The sequence below is a fragment of the Nocardioides sp. REDSEA-S30_B4 genome, assembly GCF_001627265.1.
Lineage (GTDB): Bacteria > Actinomycetota > Actinomycetes > Propionibacteriales > Nocardioidaceae > Nocardioides.
Genome location: NZ_LUPI01000012.1, coordinates 72,650 through 87,131 on the forward strand (window position 1 = coordinate 72,650; position 14,482 = coordinate 87,131).

General features: G+C 73.2%; 17 protein-coding genes. 5 read left to right on the top strand and 12 right to left on the bottom strand.

What is annotated here, in order from left to right:
- Nucleotides 1-58 precede the first annotated feature (58 nt).
- The 3 genes from A6R01_RS04310 to A6R01_RS04320 all read right to left on the bottom strand — a co-directional run bounded on the left by A6R01_RS04310 (nucleotide 59) and on the right by A6R01_RS04320 (nucleotide 3,144).
- Nucleotides 59-1,528, bottom strand: coding sequence for an APC family permease (locus tag A6R01_RS04310; RefSeq protein WP_292603927.1), 1,470 nt, complete (start codon nucleotides 1,526-1,528; stop codon nucleotides 59-61).
- 141 nt (nucleotides 1,529-1,669) lie between these two features.
- Nucleotides 1,670-2,116, bottom strand: coding sequence for a DUF309 domain-containing protein (locus A6R01_RS04315; protein WP_292603929.1), 447 nt, complete (start codon nucleotides 2,114-2,116; stop codon nucleotides 1,670-1,672).
- Complete coding sequence (locus A6R01_RS04320; RefSeq protein ID WP_292603931.1) at nucleotides 2,116-3,144, bottom strand: 6-phosphofructokinase; 1,029 nt, start codon at nucleotides 3,142-3,144, stop codon at nucleotides 2,116-2,118. The genes A6R01_RS04315 and A6R01_RS04320 overlap by 1 nt, the downstream gene beginning before the upstream one ends.
- 53 nt (nucleotides 3,145-3,197) lie before the next feature.
- Here A6R01_RS04320 and A6R01_RS04325 point away from each other — a divergent pair, with 53 nt between their 5' ends.
- The gene (locus A6R01_RS04325) at nucleotides 3,198-4,037 is read left to right on the top strand and encodes a DUF1028 domain-containing protein (RefSeq protein ID WP_292603933.1); all 840 of its coding nucleotides are present in this window, start codon (nucleotides 3,198-3,200) and stop codon (nucleotides 4,035-4,037) included.
- Nucleotides 4,034-5,512: a glycerol kinase GlpK gene (glpK, locus tag A6R01_RS04330; RefSeq protein ID WP_292603935.1), complete on the top strand. Its 1,479-nt coding sequence runs from the start codon at nucleotides 4,034-4,036 to the stop codon at nucleotides 5,510-5,512. The genes A6R01_RS04325 and glpK overlap by 4 nt, the downstream gene beginning before the upstream one ends.
- Here glpK and A6R01_RS04335 read toward each other — a convergent pair.
- The 6 genes from A6R01_RS04335 to A6R01_RS04360 all read right to left on the bottom strand — a co-directional run bounded on the left by A6R01_RS04335 (nucleotide 5,509) and on the right by A6R01_RS04360 (nucleotide 10,359).
- On the bottom strand, nucleotides 5,509-6,243 hold the full coding sequence (locus tag A6R01_RS04335; RefSeq protein ID WP_292603936.1) for a DinB family protein: 735 nt from the start codon (nucleotides 6,241-6,243) through the stop codon (nucleotides 5,509-5,511). The two genes, glpK and A6R01_RS04335, sit on opposite strands and share 4 nt — an antisense overlap.
- Nucleotides 6,244-6,363: 120 nt before the next feature.
- The gene (locus tag A6R01_RS04340) at nucleotides 6,364-7,269 is read right to left on the bottom strand and encodes a hypothetical protein (RefSeq protein ID WP_292603938.1); all 906 of its coding nucleotides are present in this window, start codon (nucleotides 7,267-7,269) and stop codon (nucleotides 6,364-6,366) included.
- A gap of 12 nt (nucleotides 7,270-7,281) precedes the next feature.
- Nucleotides 7,282-7,926, bottom strand: coding sequence for a response regulator transcription factor (locus tag A6R01_RS04345; RefSeq protein ID WP_292603957.1), 645 nt, complete (start codon nucleotides 7,924-7,926; stop codon nucleotides 7,282-7,284).
- Between the two features lie 17 nt (nucleotides 7,927-7,943).
- On the bottom strand, nucleotides 7,944-8,486 hold the full coding sequence (locus tag A6R01_RS04350; RefSeq protein ID WP_292603940.1) for a flavin reductase: 543 nt from the start codon (nucleotides 8,484-8,486) through the stop codon (nucleotides 7,944-7,946).
- A complete protein-coding gene (locus A6R01_RS04355) occupies nucleotides 8,483-9,628 on the bottom strand; it encodes a DUF5931 domain-containing protein (protein ID WP_292603959.1) in 1,146 nt (381 codons plus the stop codon). The genes A6R01_RS04350 and A6R01_RS04355 overlap by 4 nt, the downstream gene beginning before the upstream one ends.
- Complete coding sequence (locus tag A6R01_RS04360) at nucleotides 9,625-10,359, bottom strand: 1-acyl-sn-glycerol-3-phosphate acyltransferase (protein WP_292603942.1); 735 nt, start codon at nucleotides 10,357-10,359, stop codon at nucleotides 9,625-9,627. Before A6R01_RS04360 ends, A6R01_RS04355 begins: the two co-directional genes overlap by 4 nt.
- 35 nt (nucleotides 10,360-10,394) lie before the next feature.
- On the opposite strand from A6R01_RS04360, the gene A6R01_RS04365 reads away from it, so the two are divergent.
- Together A6R01_RS04365 and A6R01_RS04370 are read left to right on the top strand one after the other, a co-directional pair.
- A complete protein-coding gene (locus tag A6R01_RS04365; protein WP_292603943.1) occupies nucleotides 10,395-11,165 on the top strand; it encodes an alpha/beta fold hydrolase in 771 nt (256 codons plus the stop codon).
- Between the two features lie 10 nt (nucleotides 11,166-11,175).
- Nucleotides 11,176-11,628, top strand: coding sequence for a hypothetical protein (locus A6R01_RS04370; protein ID WP_292603945.1), 453 nt, complete (start codon nucleotides 11,176-11,178; stop codon nucleotides 11,626-11,628).
- 180 nt (nucleotides 11,629-11,808) lie between these two features.
- Here A6R01_RS04370 and A6R01_RS04375 read toward each other — a convergent pair whose 3' ends face one another.
- From A6R01_RS04375 to A6R01_RS04385, 3 genes are read right to left on the bottom strand one after another with little or no spacing between them, the layout of a single operon-like run.
- On the bottom strand, nucleotides 11,809-12,813 hold the full coding sequence (locus A6R01_RS04375) for an ROK family protein (RefSeq protein WP_292603947.1): 1,005 nt from the start codon (nucleotides 12,811-12,813) through the stop codon (nucleotides 11,809-11,811).
- Between the two features lie 14 nt (nucleotides 12,814-12,827).
- The gene (locus A6R01_RS04380; protein WP_292603949.1) at nucleotides 12,828-13,769 is read right to left on the bottom strand and encodes an ROK family glucokinase; all 942 of its coding nucleotides are present in this window, start codon (nucleotides 13,767-13,769) and stop codon (nucleotides 12,828-12,830) included.
- Nucleotides 13,766-14,260 carry a hypothetical protein gene (locus A6R01_RS04385; protein WP_292603951.1) on the bottom strand — a complete coding sequence of 165 codons (495 nt, stop codon included), beginning with the start codon at nucleotides 14,258-14,260 and terminating at the stop codon, nucleotides 13,766-13,768. The genes A6R01_RS04380 and A6R01_RS04385 overlap by 4 nt, the downstream gene beginning before the upstream one ends.
- On the opposite strand from A6R01_RS04385, the gene A6R01_RS04390 reads away from it, so the two are divergent.
- Nucleotides 14,231-14,482, top strand: a 252-nt coding sequence (locus tag A6R01_RS04390) for a hypothetical protein (RefSeq protein ID WP_292603953.1), incomplete at its 3' end; no start/stop codon positions are given. The two genes, A6R01_RS04385 and A6R01_RS04390, sit on opposite strands and share 30 nt — an antisense overlap.

Below are 14,482 nucleotides of genomic sequence, written 5' to 3' on the forward strand. Positions count from 1 at the left end.
CCCCGGCCAGGCTCCGAGTCCGCGGCGCGACGTGGACAGGCCCGGCGCCCCGCGAGGTCTACTCGCGCAGCGCCTCGGGGTCGCGGAACCCGGTCTTCTTGGCGCGGATGCCGCGGTTGGTGAGCCACGTCAGCACCCACAGCACCACGCCGATGGCCAGCAGGACCCCGGCGATGCGGTACTGCACGTGGTCCTCCGCGACGCGGGCCCAGGGGCCGACCAGGAACGCCGCGCTGACGGCACCGACGTACGGCGTCCAGCGCGGCGCGCTGAAGCCGTCCGCGTCCCCGGGGTCGCGACGACGCAGCACCAGGCAGGCGACGTTGACCACGGCGAAGACCGCGAGCAGCAGCAGGCCCGTCGTGCCGGCCAGCGCGGAGACCACCTCGGTCTCCGAGCGCAGCCGGACGAACGTGATGAGCCCGAGGGCCATGAGCGTGGTGAACGGGATGGCCGCCCACGGGGACCGCCGCCCGGGCAGCACCGCCGCCAGGGAGCGGGGCAGGACGTCCTGCTTGGCCATCCCGTAGACCAGGCGGCTGGCCATCAGCATGTTGATCAGGGCCGTGTTGCCGACCGCGCAGATGGTGAGGAAGGGGAAGACGTCGTCGATCGGCAGCCCTGGAGCACCGACCCGCACGACGTCCAGCAGGATTCCGGCGTCGGGGTTGGCGGGGTCGGCGATGTCGCCGGGCGGGATCACCACGACCACCGCCAGGGCCACCAGGACGTAGACACCGGCGCAGATCGCCAGACCGGTGAGCAGGATCCGCGGGAAGGTGCGCGAGGGGTCCTTGACCTCCTCCACCATGTTCACCGAGTCCTCGAACCCGACCATCGCGAAGAACGCGACGGTCGTGGCGATGGTGATCGCCAGGAACGCCGACTTCTCCCCCGGCGTCTCGAAGACCACCACGCGGCCGACCTCGCCCTCGCCGCTGACGACGGCCCACGCACCGATGGCGATGATCACGGTGAGCGCCACGACGACCACCGAGGTCAGCACGACGTTGAGCTTCACGCTCTCGCCGACCCCGCGCAGGTTGACCGCCGCCAGGACCAGCATGAAGCCGAGGGCGACGGCGAGCGTGGCGCCGGTGCCGGTGGGGACACCGCCGAGGAGGTTGTCCAGGCCCAGCAGCAGGTTGGAGGCCACCAGCCCCGAGGACGTCGAGGCGCTGGTGATGCCCGAGCAGACGACCGCGAAGGCCACCAGGAAGGTGACGAAGTGGATGTCGAAGGCCTTGTGGACGAACAGCGCCGCTCCGGCCGCCTGCGGGTGCCGCGTCACCAGCTCGAGGTAGCTGAGGGCTGTCAGGGCGGCCACGGCGAAGGCCACGAGGAACGGCAGCCACGCCACCCCGCCCACCTGGGCCGCCACGTCACCGGTGATCGCGAAGACACCGGCCCCGATGATGTCGCCGACGACGAAGAAGAGCAGCAGCCGCGGACCGATCGCCCGCTTGAGGGGACTCCCGTCGCCGGTGTCGTCCGCTGCGTCCACCTGTGTGGCGCTCTCGCTGGTCATGGGAGCCTCCCTGCCCGGAGCCGGTCCCGGCCCGCTCAACCGCAGATGCTCTCCCGCGGAAGGGCACGGCAAACCACCCCGGGCCGGACCGCCGGGCGACTCTGACGGCGGGTCATCGGTCGACTCGTCCGACCGCGGACGTCACCCCTCGACCCGGCGCCGCGCGCAGGCGAGCACCTCGTCCAGGTCCAGCCCGTACGTCGGCGGGTCGCCGTCGGCGTACGCCCCCAGGTGGCCGGCGGCGCGGTCGAGCAGCCGACGGGCGCCGACCGCGTTGCTCCGCTCTGCGTGGGTGAGGGCCACGCACAGCTGGGCCAGCCCCTGCCAGAGCGGGCGCTCCTGCTCGGGGCAGGACTTCCAGCGCACCTCGAGCGCCTCGTGGGCGGCGAAGGGACGGCCGTCGTCGAGCAGCGACCGGGCGTAGGCCAGCGTCTCCTCCGGTGAGCGGGGCGTCTCGTCGATCGGGGGCAGCCCGGGCGAGCCGTAGGGCAGCGGCCGTCCCAGCCGGTCACGGGGCCGCGCCTGCTCGGCGCGACCCTCGGCGTTGCGGTCACGGTCCCCGGCGGCACCGGTCGCGGCGGCAGCCATCAGCCGAAGAACACCTCGGCCTCGGCGTACTCCGCGGGACTGACCACCTTGAGCTCGCCGGTGCCCTCGGCGAGCGGGACCCTGGCGATCCTCGTGCCGTGCAGCGCCATCATCGTGCCGAAGTCGCCCTCGGCGACCGCGTCGGCGGCGTGCAGGCCCAGGCGGGTGGCGAGCCAGCGGTCGAAGGCCGTGGGCGTGCCGCCGCGCTGGACGTGCCCGAGGACGACGGCCCGCGCCTCCTTGCCGGTCCGCTCCTCGATCTCGGAGGCCAGGCGGTCGCCGATGCCGCCGAGACGCACGTGGCCGAAGTCGTCCTTCTCCCCCGACTGCAGGGTCATGCCGCCGCCCTCCTTGGGGACAGCGCCCTCGGAGACCACGATGATCGGGGCGTACTCGGACTCGAAGCGCGCCTCCACGTGCCGGCAGACCGCCTCGATGTCGAAGGGCTGCTCGGGGATGAGCACGGCGCTCGCGCCCCCCGCGATCCCGGAGTGCAGGGCGATCCAGCCGGCATGGCGGCCCATGACCTCGACCACCAGCACGCGGTGGTGGGACTCGGCGGTGGTGTGCAGCCGGTCGATGGCCTCGGTGGCGATGTTGACCGCGGTGTCGAAGCCGAAGGTGAAGTCGGTGCCGGACAGGTCGTTGTCGATGGTCTTCGGGACCCCGACCACGTCGACCCCCAGCTCGGCAAGCTTCGTGGCCACGCCGAGGGTGTCCTCGCCGCCGATCGCGACCAGGGCGTCCACGCCGTCGCGCGCGAGGTTGTCGGTGATCTGCTGGACGCCGTGGTCCAGCTTGAACGGGTTGGTCCGCGACGAGCCGAGGATCGTGCCGCCGCGGGGCAGGATGCCGCGGCACTCCTCGATGCCCAGCGGCATCGTGAGCCCCTCCAACGGGCCCTTCCACCCGTTGCGGTAGCCGACGAACTCGAACCCGTGCTCCTTGACGCCCTTGCGGACGACGGCACGGATGACGGCGTTGAGGCCGGGGCAGTCCCCGCCTCCGGTCAGGACTCCCACTCGCATGCCACGACACTAGCCCTCCATGGCCCGGGTCACACACGGATAGGGTTCCTGCCATGACCTTCTCGATCGTCGCCAGGTCCGCCGGTCCCGATCCCGAGACCGCCTCGTGGGGGGTCGCCGTGGCCTCGAAGTTCCTCGCCGTGGGCAGCGCCGTCCCGGCCGCGGTCGCCCAGGTCGGCGCCATCGCGACCCAGGCCCACGCCAACGTCGCCTACAAGGGCCTCGCGCTCGCCCACCTCGACGAGGGTGCCACCGCCTCGGTGGCCCTGCAGCGGCTGCTCGAGGAGGACGAGGGGCGCGACCACCGACAGGTCGGGATCGTCGACGTCGAGGGCAACGCCGCCAGCCACACCGGCAGCGCGTGCCTGGACTGGGCGGGCAGCGTGACCGGCGACGGGTACGCCATCCAGGGCAACATCCTCACCGGCGAGGAGGTCGTCTCGGCGATGGAGGCCGCTTTCCTCGCCAGCGACCCCGAGGCCCCGCTCGCCCAGCGGCTCCTCGCCGCCCTCGAGGCCGGCGACCGGGCCGGCGGGGACAGTCGGGGGCGCCAGTCGGCAGCCGTCCTCGTCGTAAGCGAGGGCGCCGGGTACGGCGGCATGGACGACATAGAGGTCGACCTGCGCGTCGACGACCACACCGCCCCCGTCGAGGAGCTGCAGCGCCTGCTCGCCCTCAACGACCTCTACCTCACCGCCTCCACCGAGGAGGAGAAGGTGCCGATGACCCCGGAGCTGCGCGAGGAGCTCGAAGGCGTCGCGCGCGCCGCCGGCCACCGCGACCTCGAGAGTTGGGTCGGCGCGGAGAACTACGAGATGCGGGTCGCCGAGGACCTCTCGTGGGTCGACCGGCGCATCCTCGCGATCGCCCGCGGCGAGGAGGGCGCGCAGTGAGCGGCAGCATCCTGGCCATCGACGCCGGCACGACCGGGGTCACCGCCGTCGTCGTCTCCGACAGCGGCGACATCGTCGCCAAGGGCTACCAGGAGTTCGCCCAGCACTTCCCGAAGCCGGGCTGGGTGGAGCACGCACCGGAGGAGATCTGGCAGGCCACGCTCGAGGCCACCCGCGACGCGCTCACGCAGGTCGACGCCTCGCACCTCAGGGGCATCGGCATCACCAACCAGCGCGAGACGGTGCTGCTGTGGGACCGCGAGACCCTCGGCTCCCCCCGCCGCGCCATCGTGTGGCAGGACCGCCGCACCGCCGACATCTGCGTGCGCCTGCGCGAGGAGGGCCACGAGGAGCGCATCACCGAGCTGACCGGCCTGCGCCTGGACCCCTACTTCTCCGGCACCAAGCTGCGGTGGCTCGCGGAGCAGGAGCCGCGCACCTGGGGTCTGGTCGAGGAGGGCAGGTACGCCGTCGGCACGGTCGACTCCTACCTCATCGCCCGGATGACGCGCGGGCTCCACCACGTCACCGACGTGTCCAACGCCAGCCGCACGCTGCTGTTCGACCTCACCACGGGCGACTGGTCCGACGAGCTGTGCGGTCTCTTCGGCGTACCCCGCGACGCGCTGCCCGACCTCGTCCCCAGCTGGGGCGACATCGCGGTCAGCGACCCGCGCTCGTTCCTCGACCTCGAGCTGCCGATCGCCGGCATCGCGGGCGACCAGCAGTCGGCGCTGTTCGGCCAGACCTGCTTCGACCCCGGCGACGCCAAGTGCACCTACGGCACCGGCTCGTTCATCCTCACCAACACCGGCAGCGAGCTCGTCCGCTCCGACGCCGGCCTGCTCAGCACGGCCGCGTGGCGCTCCCCCGACGGCGAGCTCACCTACGCCCTCGAGGGCGCCATCTTCGTCACCGGGGCCGCGGTGCAGTGGCTGCGCGACGGCCTCCAGATCGTCGGGTCCGCGGCCGAGACCCAGGCGGTCGCCTCGACCGTCGACTCCTCCGACGGCGTCGTCTTCGTGCCCGCCCTCACCGGCCTCGGTGCCCCGCACTGGGACCCGCACGCCCGTGGCACGATCCTCGGCCTGACCCGCGGCACGACGCGTGCCCACCTGGTGCGCGCGACGTTGGAGGCGATCGCCTTCGAGGTGCGCGACGTCATCGAGACCATGCCGGCGCGCGACACCCTCAAGGTCGACGGCGGCGCCTGCGCCAACGACCTGCTCTGCCAGATCCAGGCCGACCAGCTCGGCGTCACCGTCGACCGGCCGCGCCTGACCGAGACCACGGCGCTCGGCGCCGCGTTCCTGGCCGGCCTCGGCACGGGGGTCTGGGACTCCACCGACCAACTGCGCGCCACCTGGCAGCTCGACCGCGCGTTCACCCCGTCCGGCGACCGTGCCGACGCCGACGCCGCCCACCGGCGGTGGACCGAGGCGGTCGAGCGGTCGAAGGGCTGGGCGACCCCCTAGCCCTGCCCCAGGATCGCGAGGTCGCGGCGGATGTAGCGCAGGTGCGCCCACTCCTCCTCGAGGATGACGCGCACGCAGTCACCGACGGTCGGGTGCCAGTCACCGCCACCCCAGGGGTTGTCGCGCTCCTCGGCGAGGTGCTCCGGCGTGACCGAGTCCAGGAACTCGGTCACCTGCCGCTGCTTCTCGGCACGGACGGCCAGCACCTCCTCGTACGTCGGTGGCTCGGGTCGGAAGATCGACATGTCGAAGCCCATCTGCGCCGCACCGTCGAAGATCTGCCCGATCTCGTGAAAGGGCTGTTCCTCACCGCGGATCGCCTTGCCCAGCCAGCAGTCGGTGGCGAGCACGAGGTGGCGCAGGGTCTGGGCGAGGGACCACTCGTCGGGCACGTGCGCGTCGACGAGGTGGACCGGAGTGGCAACCACCGTCTCCGCCCAGGCCCCTTGCGCGGCGACCCAGGCAGCCCGTAGGCCCTCGGGCGTCTCGGCCCTGCGCAGTCCACGTCCCGGGAACAGCCGGTCGAGCTCGGCCTCGACCAGGGGCACCACGTCAACCCCGTTCACCAGCAGCGTCCCGAGCTCCAGGTCGTGACTGTCGATGTCCAGCCCACCGACGTCGACGCTGCGCATCACCACGCTGCTGACGTCGGAGAAGCGGATGGTCGCGCCCTTGAGACTGGCGCTCTGGAACGTCGCGCCCTCGAACTCGTCGCCGGTGTAGGTGGTCATGCACCGATGATCCTCGCCCCCGGGCGACGACGGCCAGTGGCAACTTCGAGCGCTGTCGCAGCTGGCTCCTCGGCGACCTGGCCGGCGACTCGCCGACTGAGCAGACGGCGGCGTCGTGCGTCAGCCCAGCCGCTCCAGCGCAGCGGCGGCGTCGTCACGGGCGGCGCGCGCCTCGTCGCGCACGGCCTGGGCCTCGTCACGGACCTCCTCGGCCTCCTCGAGCGCGTCGTCCACGTCGTCGGCGTCGTTCTCCAGGTCGGCCAGCCGTCGCTTGAGCTCGTCGATCTCCGCCTGGAGCTCCAGGGCGCGCGCCTCGAGCTGCTCGACCTCGGCCTGTGCCTCCTCCCAGGCGGCATCGGCGTCCGCGACCTCGCCCTCCGCCTCGGCGAGGGCCTCCTCCGCAGCGCGCCTGGCCTTCGCGTCCGCGTCGGGGTCGGGTACGACGCTCAGCACCGGTCGCTCCGCGGGCGGCTCCGCGGGCGCGGGTGCGGCCTCGAACCCGAGTGCGTCGGGGAGCGCGACGGCCGCGGCCACGTCGACCGCGTCCACCCCGGTGGACGTCAGCGCGGTGACGAGCAGCCCGCTGCGCACCGCCTGCGCGCAGTCGGCGTCGACCATGGCGGCGGTCAACGTCGCCTCGACCTGGTCGGCGACCGCCTGCGTCACCTTCAGCCCGTGCCGACGGGCGAGACCGCGGGCGGTGGTCGTGACCGCCGCCGTGAGCTGTCGACGCTGCTTGGTCAGCGCACGGAGCTCCTCGGCCGACATCGAGGCCTGGGCCTCCCGCAGGGCGGAGCCGACCTGCAGGACCTGCTCGACCTGCTCGGTCTCGTGCCGCACCAGCAGGTCGACCACCCATGCAGCGGTCGACGGCTTGCGCAACGCCTTGAGCCGCGGGGCGAGGTCGGTGCCCTTGTGCTGCTTGACGAGCGCGTCGCGCGCTGGGGTGAACTCGGCCAGCGGGAGCCCGTAGAGCCGCTCGGCGAGCCCGAGCAGCTGCTCGGTGAGGTCGTCGCGCTCAGCCATGAGGCGAGGTCATCAGGCCGGGCCGTCCGGCTCGTCGAGCCCCTGCTCGATCGCCCACCGGGTCAGCTCGACGCGGTTGTGCAGCTGCAGCTTGCGCAGGGTGTTCTGCACGTGGTTCTGCACCGTGCGGTGGGAGAGGACGAGTCGCTCGGCGATCTGCTTGTAGGACATCCCCGTGGCGACCATCCGCAGCACCTCGGTCTCGCGCTCGGTGAGCTGCGGCCGGTCCGGGTCGTCGGCAGCGGGCTCGGAGAGCCGGCGGTACTCCCCCAGCACCAGGCCGGCCAGTCCCGGCGTGAAGACCGGGTCCCCGGCTGCCGTGCGGCGCACCGCGTCGATCAGCTGCTCGCGCGAGGCGGACTTGACCAGGTAGCCGGTCGCGCCCGCCTTCACCGCGGCCAGGACATCCTCCTGCTCGCCGCTGGCCGAGAGGATCAGCACCCGGGCGGACGGGTCGTGGCGCAGCACCGTCTCGGTGACCTCGACCCCGTTCGGTCCGGGGATCTGCAGGTCCAGGACGACGACCTGCGGGCGAGCTGCGGGGAACCGCGCCACCGCCTGGTGACCGTCGGCGGCCACCGCCACGACGTCGAAGCCGGCGTCGGCGAGGTCCCGTTCCACGGCGTCGCGCCACATCGGGTGGTCGTCGACCACCATCACGCGCAGCGCCTCGCTCACGCGTCGGACCCTAGAGGATGGCCCGGGTGCACCAACGGGAGCCACCGCCCGCGGCGGTGGCCCAGGGCGCCCGAGGCAGGGTCGTCGGCGACCTCGAGGTGCGCGATGCGGCAGGTGACCTCCGCCGACCAGCCGACCTCGCGCTCGTCGACGAGCTCGACGCCCGCCCAGGTGCCGGCCGTGACCAGTCGCGGCCCCCACGGGGTGTCCTCGAAGTCGGCCATCCGGAACGGCCCGCCGGGTGCCGGAGCCATGCCGGCGAACGCCTCCCCCAGCGCGCGGTCGCTCCAGGCGAGCACCTGCACGACCGCCCGGCCGGTGTCCCGGAGGGTCTCGGTCAGGTCGGCGTCCGGGTCGAGCAGACCGATCACGTGCGAGGGCTCGCCCAGGGCGACCACGAGGGAGGAGACCGTCAGACCGACCCGGTCGGGCCCCGAGCCGGTGGTCCACAGGGTCACCGCCCCGCCAAGACGTCCGCGGAACCGGCGTACCGGGTCGGGGTGTGGGTCGGCGAAGGGGTGGGTGTCGTGGATCGTCACGGTGCCTCCCGAGGCAGGGTCAGCGTCCACTCGGTGCCCCATGGACCGGTCGCGAGGTCGGCTCGGCCACCGAGGTCGCGCAGCCGCCCGACGATCGAGCCTGAGACGCCCAGCCGCCCGTCGGCGACCGCCTCGGACAGGCGGCCGTCCACGATGCCGGGACCGTCGTCGCGCACCGACACCGAGACCTTGTCGGGCAGCGCCTCCAGCAGCACCCACGCCGTGGCGTCCGGCCCGGCGTGCCGCTCGACGTTGTCCAGGCACGCCCGCAGCGCCGCGACGACCTCGGCCGCCCGGTCGGCGTCGAGCTCGACGGCGTGCCCCGGCAAGGAGACGACCACGCTCATCGACTCCAGCCCGGCCAGGGCGTCGGACAGGTCCACCCGGGTCGCCGGCCCGCGGGCCGAGACCCGGTCCTGGGCGCGGATCAACGCCCGCAGCGCCTCCTCCTGCTCCCCCGCGGCCCGCCCGAGCGCCGCGGCCTCTCCCCCGAGCTCGGCGCCGCGGCGCTGCACGAGCGAGAGGACCTGGAGCACCCCGTCGTGGACGGCGCGGGCCAGGCGCGCCCGCTCGGCCGCGGCCGCCGCCTCGCGCTCGGCACGGTCGCGCTCCACGGCCGCGCGCTGCAAGGACTCCACCAGGTAGCCCACGACGGGCCCACCGACGACCAGCAGGAAGATGTTGCCGTAGGTCCCCTGGGTCACGTCGTCGCGGATGAGCAGGTCCGTGCCGCCGACCAGCAGCCCGGCGAGGAGGCCGCCACGCCACCCCGCCCGCGCGGCCCAGGCCAGCATCGGCGACATCACCCAGAAGCCGGCCAGCGTGGCGTCGAACCCCTCCGGCTTCGCGACGGGGGTCAGCACCAGCGCCACGAGCGCGACGGCGAGGTCCACGGCGAGCAGCCGCCAGGTGCGACGGGACGCGTCGGCGTACGCCCAGGTGACCAGCAACGACCACGCGACGAGACCGGCCACGACGACGCCACCCAGCGCGGGGCGGACCATCTCGTCGGCGGTGTAGAGCCCGACGCCGAGGGTGTTGGCGACCAGGACCAGTCGTAGCACCGCCAGGGCGCGGAAGAGCCGGTCCTCGACGACGCGGGCCGCCGGGTCCGACCCGGTCCCCGCGGGCGCGGCGGTCAGGACGCCTTCCGCTCCCCGTCAGCGGGGGCCGGCTGGGCTGCCTGGGCGGCCTCGCTCTTGGAGAGCTCCTTGGCGCGGGTGGCGTACATGTCGACGTACTCCTGGCCGGAGAGCCGCATGATCTCGTACATGATCTCGTCGGTGATCGAGCGCAGGATGTAGCGGTCGTTCTCCAGGCCCTCGTAGCGCGAGAAGTCCAGCGGCTTGCCGAAGCGCACCACCGGGCGGGTGAACGAACCGAACTTCTTGCCCGGCGGCGCCACCACGTCGGTGCCGACGACGGCGACCGGGATCACCGGCACGCCGGTCTCGAGCGCGAGCCGGGCGACGCCGGTCTTGCCGCGGTAGAGCTTCCCGTCGTGGCTGCGCGTGCCCTCGGGGTAGATGCCGAACAGCCCGCCCTCACCGAGGACCCGCTTGGCCGAGAGCAGTGCTCCGGCAGCGGCGTCGGCACCCGAGCGGTCGATGGGGACCTGGCCCGAGCCGGAGAAGAAGGTCTTCTGCAGCCAGCCCTTGAGGCCCTTGCCCGTGAAGTACTCCGCCTTGGCGACGAAGGTGACGCGACGGGGCAGCGTGAGCGGCATGAACAGCCAGTCGGCGTAGGAGAGGTGGTTGCTCGCGAGGATCGCGGGACCCTCCGCGGGCACGTGCTCGGCACCCTCGGTCTGCGGGCGGAAGACGACGCGCAGCAGTGGACCGAGGGCGATCCACTTCAGGAACCAGTAGAACACCCCACCACCCTATTCCAATGCGGCAGGATCGCGGCATGACCGCCGCGCCCCTGCACCCCCTGGCCAGCCCGCTCGCGACCGACGCCGACCCCTCCGCCACCGGCGGACGACGGATCGGGGTGCTCCTGAGCCACGGCTTCACCGGGCAGCCGGCGTCGATGAAGCCGTGGGCCGAGGCGCTGGCCGAGAAGGGGTACGCCGTCGAGGTGCCGCGGCTCCCCGGCCACGGCACCACCTGGCAGGACCTCAACACCCGCACGTGGGACGACTGGTACGCCGAGCTGCGCGCGGCCCACGACCGACTCGCCGCCCGGACCGACGCCGTCGTCGCCGCCGGTCTGTCCATGGGTGGCGCCCTCGTGCTGCGCCTGGCGGCCGACACCCCTTCCCTGTCCGGCGTCGTGGTCGTCAACCCGGCCGTCGCCACGAAGCGTCTGGACGTGAAGCTGCTGCCGGTGCTCAAGCACGTCGTGCCGTCCTTCCCCGGCATCGCCAACGACATCAAGAAGCCCGGTGTCGAGGAGCACGGCTACACCCGCACCCCGCTCAAGGCGGCGCACTCGATGATGCGGGCCTGGGGTCCGCTGGTCGCCGACCTGCCGCGCATCAAGGTGCCGCTGCTCTACCTCCGCTCGACCGTCGACCACGTCGTCGACGAGGCGTCCGAGCCGATCATCACCGGCGGCGTGTCGGGTGAGGTCAGCGTCGTGCGACTGCCCGAGAGCTACCACGTCGCCACCCTCGACAACGACCTCCAGACCATCGTGGAGGAGTCGGCCGCTTTCGTCGCACGGGTGACCTCGTAGGCTCTTGCCCGTGCAGCGCGAGGGAGACGACGAGGCCTGGCGGTCGATCGTCGAGAACTTCGGGGAGCGGGCCGAGCTCGACGACGAGCCCGACCCCGGGCCGAGCACGCCCGCCGAGCAGCAGTCCCGGACGGATGCCTACGGCTGGGCCGTGGCCCCGGAGCCGGAGCCGGACGAGCCCGCCGAGCTGGCCGAGCCGACACGGGCGTACGGCGAGGACGAGGACACCTACGTCCCGCCCGAGCCACCGCCACTGCCGGTCCCCGAGCCCGACCGCGGCATCGCCTGGGCCGGTGTCGTCGGAGCGCCCCTCCTCCTGCTCGTCTCCCTGCTCTTCAGCATCGGGCTGCCCTCGTGGGTGGGCTACCTCATGGTGGCGTGGTTCGTGGGCGGGTTCTGCTACCTCGTCGCCCGGATGCCCAAGGAGCCCCGCGACCCCTGGGACGACGGCTCCCGGGTCTGACCGGGCACCTGCCACCTAGTGCCGCGTCCCAGAAGTTCTTGGGCGCTTCGCGCCCCCCATGGCACGCACCTCGCTGCGTTGCCGACGCTTGCGAGAGGAACGGCTATGGCTGCGCGCCGGCGCCTGGCGATGCACGCACCCTGAGGATGCCAACCGTTCAACAACTTCCGAGACGCGACACTAGCGGGTGCGGCGCGGGCGACGCGACCGTGCCCGGCGCGGTCGGGCTCCCCTGCCGAGCCCGTCCCGCACCATGCTGGCGGCGCCGACCGCACCGGCCTCGGGGCCGTGGGCGGCACGGATGACCGGCGGGACCACGCGATCGGCGGCGCCGACGAGGGAACGAGCCAGCTCGGCGCGCGCCGGCTCCAGGAGCAGGTCGCCCGCGGCGGAGACTCCCCCACCGACCACGACCACCTCGGGGTCGAAGGCCGCTACCAGGTTGGCCACGCCGGTCCCGAGCCAGCGGCCGACCGAGGCGAAGGCCTGCAGCGCGACCTGGTCGCCCTGCGCGGCCGCCTCGGTCACCATCGGCCCGTCCACCAGCGCGGGGTCGCCGTCGGCCAGGTCGAGCAGCACCCCGCCCGCCCCGGGCGACTCCAGCGCGGCGCGCGCCAACCGGACCAGCGCGTTGCCCGAGGAGTACTGCTCCCAGCAGCCGCGGCCGCCGCACTCGCAGTCGCGTCCGTCCGGCACGACCTGCATGTGCCCGAACTCGCCGGCCATCCCGTTGCGCCCTCGGTGCAGCTGTCGTCCGAGGACCACCGCACCGCCGATGCCGGTGCCGAGGGTGACGACCAGCGCGTCACGCGCACCGACCGCAGCGCCGTACGCCGTCTCCGCCCGAGCCGCGCAGTTGGCGTCGTTGTCGAGGAAGACCGGCACCTGCCAGCGCTCGGTGAGCCGGGCGCGGACCTGCTCACCGTGCCAGGGCAGGTGCGGGGCGAACATGACCCTCTCCCCCGCGGCGTCGACGAACCCGGCGGCCGCGAGCCCGACGCCCGCCACCCGGCGACCTGCGGCCACCTCCTCCACGGCCTGGGTCAGTGCGTCCTCGACGAGCTCCACCTCGACCCGCCGGCCCGGCGTCATGCGACGAGCCACCTGCAGCACCTCGCCCTCCGCGGAGACCTCCGCGGCGACGACCTTGGTGCCACCGACGTCCACACCGATGACCACCGACATCTCAGGGGCCCCGGTCAGCGCCGGGCCAGGTCGGCAGCGCCGATGAGGCCGGCGCGGTTGCCGAGGCGGGCCTTGCGGATCTCGAGGCTGGGACGGTGTCCGCGGCCGGTCAGCTGCGCCGCGAAGGCCTGACGCACCGGCTGCAGGAGGAGGTCGCCCGCCTCGCTCACGCCGCCGCCGATGACGCAGACGGCAGGGTCGAGGATCGCGGCGAGGGAGGCGATGCCCTCGCCCAGCCAGCGACCCAGGGTGGCGAGCTGCTCGACCGAGAACGGGTCACCGGCACGGGCGGCCTCGGTGATCAGTGGACCGGTGATCCGGTCGACGTCGCCATCGGCGAGGTCGAGCAGGCGTCGAGCCAGCAACGAGCCCCCGCGGGCCTCGGACCGCGCCTCGCGCACCATCGCCGACCCGGAGGCGTACTGCTCCCAGCAGCCGTGGTTGCCGCAACCGCACAGCACCCCGCCGGGCACGACCCGCATGTGGCCGATCTCGGCACCGACGCCGAACGCCCCCCGGTAGAGCGAACCGTCGAGGACGAGACCGCCGCCCACGCCCGTGCCCACGGTGACCAGCAGCAGGTCGTCCACGTCCGCCCCGGCCCCGAAGCGGAACTCCCCCCACGCCGCGACGTTCGCGTCGTTCTCGATCACGACCGGGAGGCCGAGGTCGCGCTCCAGCTCGGCCCGCAGCGCCACGTCGCGCCAGGCGATGTTGGGGGCGAACATGACCGTGGAGCGGCTCTTGTCGACGTACCCGGCCGCGCCCACGCCCACGGCGCTGACGTCGTGCTCGGCGGCCAGCCTGCGCACGAGGTCGCAGACCGCGCGCTCGATGGCCTCCTCGTCGGTGGCCGGGGACTCCACGCGCAGCTCGGCCAGGATCGCGCCGTCCTCGTCCACGACACCGCCGAGGATCTTGGTGCCGCCGATGTCGATGCCGCAGGTCAGGCTCACGCGTCGGTCTCTCTGTCGGTAGGTGTGTCGGTGTGCGGGTCGTCCCACGCGCCGTCGTCGTCGAGGTCGATGTGCTCCACGCCCTGGCGGCGCTCCTCGGTGCCGCCCTGCTGGGCCGCCATGACCCCGGCGGCCGCCTGCAGCAGCGAGGTCGCCGCCGTGGTGAGGTGCGCGCGCACCTCCGGGCTCATCTGGCGCACCACGTGGATCGTGCGGCACACCGGGCAGTAGCGGCACTCCGGGCTGCCGTTGGCCAGGTTCTCGCGGAGGTTCTCGTCGAGGTGCTCGTGCACCTGCGCGGCGGTGTGGGCGGCGTGCTCGGCGATGCCCGAGACGCCCTGGGCCCAGTCCTGACCCTGGTCCTTGGCCCAGTCCGAGAGCGCCCCGAAGAGCTTGGCCGCCTCCTGACCATTCCCTTCCGTCTCTCGGCGGAAAAGATCGGCCCGGCCTTCTCCGAAGACATGCAGGCCCGCATCCTCGAACTGCGCCACAGCCACTCCGAAACCATGCTGGCCCAGCTCGGCGATCTCTTCGCGCCGCTGGATCCGGCGGAGTTCGCCCCGGGCCTTACGGTGCTGGAGAATGCCCTGTTCGGAAAGGTGTCGCAGGACATCGGCAGCCGGGCGGACGACCTTCGCAAGATGGTCGCCGCAGTGCTGATCGAATTCGGCGCGCAGGAGGGCGTGGTCCAGCTGATCTACGACCTGCCGATC

Coding starts and splice junctions, on each gene's coding strand:
- A6R01_RS04310 (WP_292603927.1), bottom strand. CDS start 1,528: ATGACCAGCGAGAGCGCCACACAGGTGGACGCAGCGGACGACACCGGC.
- A6R01_RS04315 (WP_292603929.1), bottom strand. CDS start 2,116: ATGGCTGCCGCCGCGACCGGTGCCGCCGGGGACCGTGACCGCAACGCC.
- A6R01_RS04320 (WP_292603931.1), bottom strand. CDS start 3,144: ATGCGAGTGGGAGTCCTGACCGGAGGCGGGGACTGCCCCGGCCTCAAC.
- A6R01_RS04325 (WP_292603933.1), top strand. CDS start 3,198: ATGACCTTCTCGATCGTCGCCAGGTCCGCCGGTCCCGATCCCGAGACC.
- A6R01_RS04335 (WP_292603936.1), bottom strand. CDS start 6,243: ATGACCACCTACACCGGCGACGAGTTCGAGGGCGCGACGTTCCAGAGC.
- A6R01_RS04340 (WP_292603938.1), bottom strand. CDS start 7,269: ATGGCTGAGCGCGACGACCTCACCGAGCAGCTGCTCGGGCTCGCCGAG.
- A6R01_RS04345 (WP_292603957.1), bottom strand. CDS start 7,926: ATGGTGGTCGACGACCACCCGATGTGGCGCGACGCCGTGGAACGGGAC.
- A6R01_RS04365 (WP_292603943.1), top strand. CDS start 10,395: ATGACCGCCGCGCCCCTGCACCCCCTGGCCAGCCCGCTCGCGACCGAC.
- A6R01_RS04375 (WP_292603947.1), bottom strand. CDS start 12,813: ATGTCGGTGGTCATCGGTGTGGACGTCGGTGGCACCAAGGTCGTCGCC.